This is a genomic window from Mycobacterium colombiense, assembly GCF_003284975.1.
Classification (GTDB): domain Bacteria; phylum Actinomycetota; class Actinomycetes; order Mycobacteriales; family Mycobacteriaceae; genus Mycobacterium; species Mycobacterium europaeum_A.
Window position 1 is genome coordinate 64,976 of sequence record NZ_QMEU01000020.1, and the last position, 6,512, is coordinate 71,487.

7 protein-coding genes are annotated in these 6,512 nt (G+C 70.7%); all 7 read right to left on the bottom strand.

The annotated features are described in order from the left end of the window. Nucleotides 1–118: 118 nt before the first annotated feature. Nucleotides 119–1,063, bottom strand: a complete 945-nt coding sequence (locus tag DQP58_RS09895) for a copper transporter (protein WP_112708226.1) — start codon at nucleotides 1,061–1,063, stop codon at nucleotides 119–121. After that, on the bottom strand, nucleotides 1,064–2,245 hold the full coding sequence (gene steA / locus DQP58_RS09900) for a putative cytokinetic ring protein SteA (protein WP_112708227.1): 1,182 nt from the start codon (nucleotides 2,243–2,245) through the stop codon (nucleotides 1,064–1,066). Nucleotides 2,246–2,358: 113 nt separating this feature from the next. Continuing rightward, on the bottom strand, nucleotides 2,359–4,131 hold the full coding sequence (gene recN / locus DQP58_RS09905) for a DNA repair protein RecN (protein WP_112708228.1): 1,773 nt from the start codon (nucleotides 4,129–4,131) through the stop codon (nucleotides 2,359–2,361). 25 nt (nucleotides 4,132–4,156) lie between these two features. Beyond that, nucleotides 4,157–5,086, bottom strand: coding sequence for an NAD kinase (locus DQP58_RS09910; RefSeq protein WP_112708229.1), 930 nt, complete (start codon nucleotides 5,084–5,086; stop codon nucleotides 4,157–4,159). Next, a complete protein-coding gene (locus DQP58_RS09915) occupies nucleotides 5,083–5,892 on the bottom strand; it encodes a TlyA family RNA methyltransferase (RefSeq protein WP_112708230.1) in 810 nt (269 codons plus the stop codon). Before DQP58_RS09915 ends, DQP58_RS09910 begins: the two co-directional genes overlap by 4 nt. 8 nt (nucleotides 5,893–5,900) lie before the next feature. After that, nucleotides 5,901–6,086 (bottom strand): hypothetical protein, encoded by a 186-nt coding sequence (locus tag DQP58_RS09920; RefSeq protein WP_112708231.1) that lies wholly within the window; start codon nucleotides 6,084–6,086, stop codon nucleotides 5,901–5,903. A gap of 23 nt (nucleotides 6,087–6,109) precedes the next feature. Beyond that, a partial coding sequence (locus DQP58_RS09925; protein WP_165827835.1) for an HAD hydrolase-like protein occupies nucleotides 6,110–6,512 on the bottom strand: 403 nt, incomplete at its 5' end.

Consider the following 6,512-nt stretch of genomic DNA (forward strand, 5'->3'; position numbering starts at 1 on the left):
CGACCTCCGTGAAGACGGGCAGGGCGTCAAAATTGTCTAGCGAATAACTAGATGGGCCTGCCGACCCACGGAAACCCACCCTAACATCCACCGCGCTGTGCCGCGGCTAACACGCCCGCTACTGAGGCACCGTGATCGACGTCGCCCCGTGACCCGTGCCGTACTGCCCGGCGTGACCGCCGTTCAGCAGGTCGTGCAGGCCCAGGACCGCGGTGATGCGACCGGGCGCGGCGTCGACGTCGTCGACGGTGCTGATGGCCGAGTTCATCCCGGCGTCCGCGCGCGTCACCGCGACGGCGGCGCCGCCGGTCGCCGACCCGTCGCGCCCGGCCAGCAGGGTGCCCGAGCCGTGCGGGGCCAGTGCGGCCGAGAACCGGGCCACGCTGACGCCCTTGTTGCCGGCGTCCTGGGGCAGCGAGCCGCCCGTGACGACCAGCGCGGCGTTCGCCGCGCCCATGTGGTCGGTCGCCTGATAGGTGATGAAGCCGGTGTCGCGCAGCGCCGCCAGCACGGTGTTGCGCGCGACGTCGTCCACTGCGGGCACGGCCGGGTTGGCGTTGGCCAGCAGCGCGATGCCCATCAAATCGCCCGCCTGCGAACCCTGGTCGATCAGCTTGGTGCTCAGCTGCTGGCCCGCGGGCAGCACCGACGAGTTCACCACCGTCTGCAGCTTCTCCGCCGAGTTGGCCTCGACGAACTCATCGGTCAGCGACACCGTCCCGGTCACCGTCCCGCCGGCCTGACCGATGAACTTCGACACCGTCGCCACGTCGTCATCCTTGGCGTCCGGAGTGCGGAACACCACCACCGACTTGCCGCCCAACGCGTCGTGCACCATGCGGCCGGCCAGTTGGGTGTCGAAATTGTTTGCCGCGCTGAGCTTTTCATTCAGCACGTTCTTCTGGTCGTTGAGCCCGCTGATCTGGGTGGTCAGGTCCCGCTTCTCGTCGCGCAGGCTGGACAGCAAGGTGTCCGACAGGAAGCCGGAGCCCAGCACCACGCCCACGGCCAGCGCCAGGAAGACCGCGGCCAGCGACAGGGCGTGTTGACGCAACGAGATCATTTAGGTGACCCACTTCTGCACCATCGCGCAGAAGTGGTTCCAGTAGTCGGTGACCCAGTGCAGCACCACGCCGTCGGTGCGCGACACCCACAGGGCGACGATGACGGCGATCAGCATGGTGAGCGCCAGCAGCGCGATGGCGCCCGCGGAGATGTGGTTGCGGTACAGGGTGGCCACGGCCTTGGCGTCCACCACCTTCTCCCCCACCCGCAACCGGGTCAGGAAGGTTGACGGGTTGGTGTGCGCGCGGGTGCGGTCGAAGAACGTCTCGATGTTGGCGGTGTGGCCGGCCGTCACCAGCAGCGCGGCGCCGTGGTGATCGGCCAGCAGCAGCGCCAGGTCGATCGCCGAGCCCGCGGCCGGGAAGGTCATCGCCCCGACGCCGAGGTCCTGGATGCGCTCCAGCCCGGGCGCGTGCCCGTCGGCGTCGGCGGGCAGCACGACCTGGGCACCGCACTTGAGGGCGTCGGTGCTGATCTGGTCGGGGTCGCCGACGATCACCTGCGGGCGGTAGCCCGCCTTGCGCAGGACGTCCGCGCCGCTGCCGACGCCGATCAGCGCCGGCTGATACTCCTTGATGAACGGCTTGAGCGAGCGCAGGTCCTCCTCGGCGCTGGGCTCGTCGGCGACGATCACCACGTGCCGGCGGCGCAGGTCGACGTCGACGTCCGGGATGCCGATGCCGTCGATCAGCAGCGGGCTCTCGCTCTTGATGAACTCGATGGTGTTGCCGGCGAAGGCCTCCAGGTGCGCGGACAGTCCGCTCTTGGCCTCGCGCATCAGGTCGGCGATGTCGTGGTCGGTGCGCTCGGTACCGCGGACCAGCCTGCGGTCACCGGCGTACACCCCACCCTCGTGCAGGCGGATCTTGGCGCCGTCCTTGACCTTCTTGAAGATGTCCGGGCCGGCCTCGTCGATCAGCGTCACCCCGTTGTTGACCAGCACCTCGGGGCCCATGTTCGGGTAGCGGCCCGAGACCGACGGGGAGGCGTTGACGACCGCGGCGATATCGGCTTCCACCAGCGCGTCCGCCGTGATGCGGTCCAGGTCCAGGACGTCGAGCACGACGATGTCGCCGGGGCACACCCTACGCAGCAGTCGGTCGATGTTCCGGTCAACGCGGGCGGTGCCGACGAGGCCCGGCCGGGCGGGGTTACGGGAGAGCAGGCCTGACATCTTCATGGGGGCGATTCTGTCCGCGAAGGGTGGGCGAGGACGGGAGGCGCGCCGTAACATCAGCCTCAGAAGTTATCTAGAGTCCCACGAGTCACATCTGTATTACGTGTTCCGGACGGTTAGATCTCATCCTTCTGCGCCGCCTCGAGCAGTTCGCGGGCGTGCGCGCGGCCGCTGTCGGATTCGCCCAGCCCGGCCAGCATCCGCGCCAGCTCGGCCACCCGCTCGTCGTCGGCGACCCGCCGCACCACGCTGGTCCCCTTCGGCCCGGCGCCATGCACCACTAAATGCACGTCGGCGTAGGCCGCGACCTGCGGCAGATGGGTGACGACGATGACCTGGTGGGTGCGCGCCAGCCGCGCCAGCCGCCGCCCGATCTGCACCGCCGCCCGGCCACCCACACCGGCGTCCACCTCGTCGAACACCATGGTGGTCCCCACTGTCTCTTTGCGCGAGGCGGCCAGCACCACTTCCAGCGCAAGCATCACCCGGGACAGCTCGCCGCCGGAGGCGCTCTTGGCCAGCGGCAGCTGGTCCATTCCGCGGTGCGCGGCGAAGCCGAACTCCACCCGGTCCACGCCGTCGGCGCCGGCCCGGGCCAGCTCGCCCGACGGCAACACCAGCGTGGCCGTGTCGTCGGCGGAGGACGCGGTGTCCGGCACCGCGTCGACGGCAACGTCGATGCTGAATAGCGCGTCGGCCATCGCCAGCCCGGACAGCTCGGCGGTGACCTCCTTGGCCAGCCGCTTGGCAGATTTGCGCCGAATCGTGCTGAGATCGACCGCGGCCCCGGCCAATTCGCGCCCGAGCTCGTCGACCCGGCCCGCCAGGGCGGCCAGCCCCTCCTCCGACACGTCGAGCTGGGCCAGCCGCTGCCGCGACTCCTGAGCCCAGGCGAGCACACCGTCGATGTCCGCGGCGTACTTGCGCGTCAGCGTGCGCAATTCGGCCTGCCGGGCCAGTTTGGCTTCCAGCGCGCTGGCATCGGCCGGCAGCTCGTCGAGGAAGCCGCCCAGTTCACCGGCCGCGTCGACGACGACGGTCAGCACCTCGTCGAGCTGGCCGGCCAGCGCCACCAGCTTGGCGTCGCCCGTGGATTCCAGTGCGGCCCTTGCCTTTCCAAGGCTGTCGGTCGCGCTGAACCCGGACCCGTCCGCCTCGTCGGAGGACAGGGCCGCCCGGGCGGCGGCCGCCGCCTCGCGTAGGGTGTCCAGCTCGGAGAGCCGCACGATCTCGGCGACCAGGGCGTCGTCCTCGCCGGGTTGCGGGTCCACGGCGTCGATCTCGTTCAGCGCGAAGTTCAGCCGGTCGGCCTCCAGCGCGAGCTCGCGCATCCGGTGCCGGCGGTCGGTCAGGTCGCGCCGCGCGGAGAGCCAGGCGTCGCGCAGTTTGCAGTAGCGCTCCAGCGCGGGGCCGGCCTTCGCGAACCGGTCCAGCGCGCCGCATTGCTCCTCGGGCCGCATCAGGCGCAGCTGGTCGTTCTGCCCGTGCAGGGTCAGCAGCCCGGCGGTGAAGTCGCCCAGCGACTTGGCCGGCACGCTGCGGCCGCCGAGGTAGGCCCGCGACGGCCCGTCCCGGCTGACCGAGCGCAGCGCGATCACGCTGCCGTCCTCGTCGCGTTCGGCGCCCGAGGCGTCCAGCATCTCGTCCAGCCTCACCACCAGGGCCTCATCGAGATCGGTTGTGGTGAAACGGCCTTCGACCACCGCACGATCGGCGCCGGACCGCACCCGGGTCGCGTCCGCGCGGGCACCGCCGAGCAGGTGCAGCCCGGTCACCACCATGGTCTTGCCGGTTCCGGTCTCGCCGGTCAGGACGGTCAGGCCGCGGTCGAACTCCCCGACCGCGGCGCTGATGGCACCGAGCGACTCGATGCGGATTTCGGTCAGCATTCAGTCAGCACCCGTGCTAGAGCAGTCAGTTCCCGCGCCACCCGGTCACCGGCAACCGGAACTTGCGCACCAACCGGTCGGTGAAGGGCGCGCTGTCCAGCCGGGCCCATTTCACCGGTGTGTCGCAACGCTTTACCTCCAGCCGGCTACCCGCGGGGATCAACATTTCGCGGCGACCGTCGCAGAACACCAGGGCGTCGTGCCCGTCGGCCTCGATCTCGATCGCGATGGTGGCGTCCGGGCTGGTCACCATGGGCCTGCCGAACAGCGCGTGAGCGTTGTTGGGTACCACCAGGATTGCCTCGAGGTCCGGCCACAACACCGGCCCGCCGGCGGAGAACGCGTAGGCGGTGGACCCGGTGGGCGTCGAGACCAGCACCCCGTCGCAGCCGAACGCCGAGACCGGGCGCCCGTCGATCTCGAGGACCACCCCGAGCACGCCGAGCCGCGGACCCTTTTCCAGGCTGACCTCGTTGAGCGCCCAACCGTGCACGGAGACGCCACCGCCGTGGCGGACGATGACGTCGAGCGTCAGGCGGTTCTCCACCTGATAGTCTTGTGCGACAACGTGTTCCAGCACCCGATCGATGGCCTCGGCCTCCGCCTCGGCCAGGAAGCCGATGCGGCCCAGGTTGATGCCCAGCACCGGGATGTTGGCGTTGCGCGCCAGTTCGGCGGCCCGCAGGAACGTGCCGTCGCCACCCAACGCCAACACCAGTTCGCAACCCTCGGCGGCCTGGGGGTCGGCGTTGACCACCTCGATCTCGATGCCCAGCGCGCGCATGTCGTCGGGGGCCAGGCGCAAAGGCCCCTTGTCGACCGCCTCGGCGGACAGCACGCGAAGCCCGATCCCGTTGTCGCCCAGCACCTTCTGCACGCGTCGCGCGGTCTCGGTGGCCTCGTCGCGGCCGGTGTGGACCACCATCAGGACGGTGCGGGGAGCGTCTTCGTTCACTGTGGCCCGCTTTCCACCGCGCGGCGCACCGCCGTCGCCAGGTCGTCGCCGCCCAAGGGCCGATCGGTCTGGGCGCGCAGCCGCAGGAAGTATTCGACATTGCCCGACGGCCCCGGCAGCGGGCTGGCGGTGACATCGACGGTGTGCCAACCCAGCTCGCCCGCGCGGCGGGCGACCGCCAGCACCGCGTCGGCGCGCAGGACCGCGTCGTGCACCACACCCCCCGCGCCGACCAGGCCCTTGCCCACTTCAAACTGCGGCTTCACCATGGGAACGATATCCGCGTTCGGTGCGGCACATCCAGCCAACGCCGGCAATACCGTGGATAGCGAGATGAACGACAGGTCGGCCACCACCAGGTCGACCTGCCCGCCGATCGCCTCGGGCGCCAGGTCGCGGACGTTGGTCCGCTCGACGACGACCACCCGCGTGTCGCTGCGCAGCGACCACGCCAGCTGGCCGTATCCCACATCGACGGCGACCACTTCGCTCGCGCCGCGATCCAGCAGCACTTCGGTGAAACCGCCCGTCGACGCGCCGGCGTCCAGGCAGCGACGGCCCGCGACCGCGATCTCGAAGGCGTCCAGGGCGCCGATGAGTTTGTGCGCCCCGCGCGAGACCCAGCCGCGCTCGCCGTCCTCGGCGACAGTCAGGGCGGCGGTGACGGCGACGGCGGTGCCCGGCTTGCGCGCCGGCATCCCGTCAATGCTCACCTTCCCCGCGCCGATCAACTCCGCGGCCTGCTGACGTGACCGGGCCAAACCGCGCCGGACCAGCTCGGCGTCAACCCGGGCGCGTCGAGACATCCGCGCACTCAGCCCTTCTCCGCCGACTCCAGCGCGGCCAGCAGCACGTCGTGCGCCTCGGACAGGCGGCGGGCGATCTCTTCGAGCTCGTCGAGTGACGGCACCTGCTCGGGGTCTGCACCATCCGCGGGCTGCGGCAACCGGGCGAGCAGGGCGTCGATTTCAGCGCGAATCTGATCGGGATCGATAGTCATCGCGTTCCTACGCTAGTCACCCGTCAGTCGGTGCGCACCAAAGACCAGCGCCCCAGCGCGGCGCGGGCGTGGTCGTCGCCGGCCTCGATGCGCACTTCGCGGGAGCCGGAGCCGGAGCCGGACCGCGCGTACACCGCGGCGGCCACCGCGCGAACGATCGACAGGCCGTCCCCGTCGTCCGACCCGTCGGCGCTGACCGTGATCGCGGTGTCGGCGACGTCGACCCGCCAGCCCGGCTGCGGCCCGACCTTGAGCCGCTCGCCCTCGGCGTGCAGCGAGCGCAGGTCGTGGCCGATGTAGGTGGGGCGCCGGGCGGGCTCGGCGTACACCGCGTCTCGCGCGGAATTGACCCCGGTGAGCACCATCAGGCTGGGCAACTCGGCGGCGTTGGCGCCCTCGATGTCGGTGTCGAGTCGGTCGCCGACC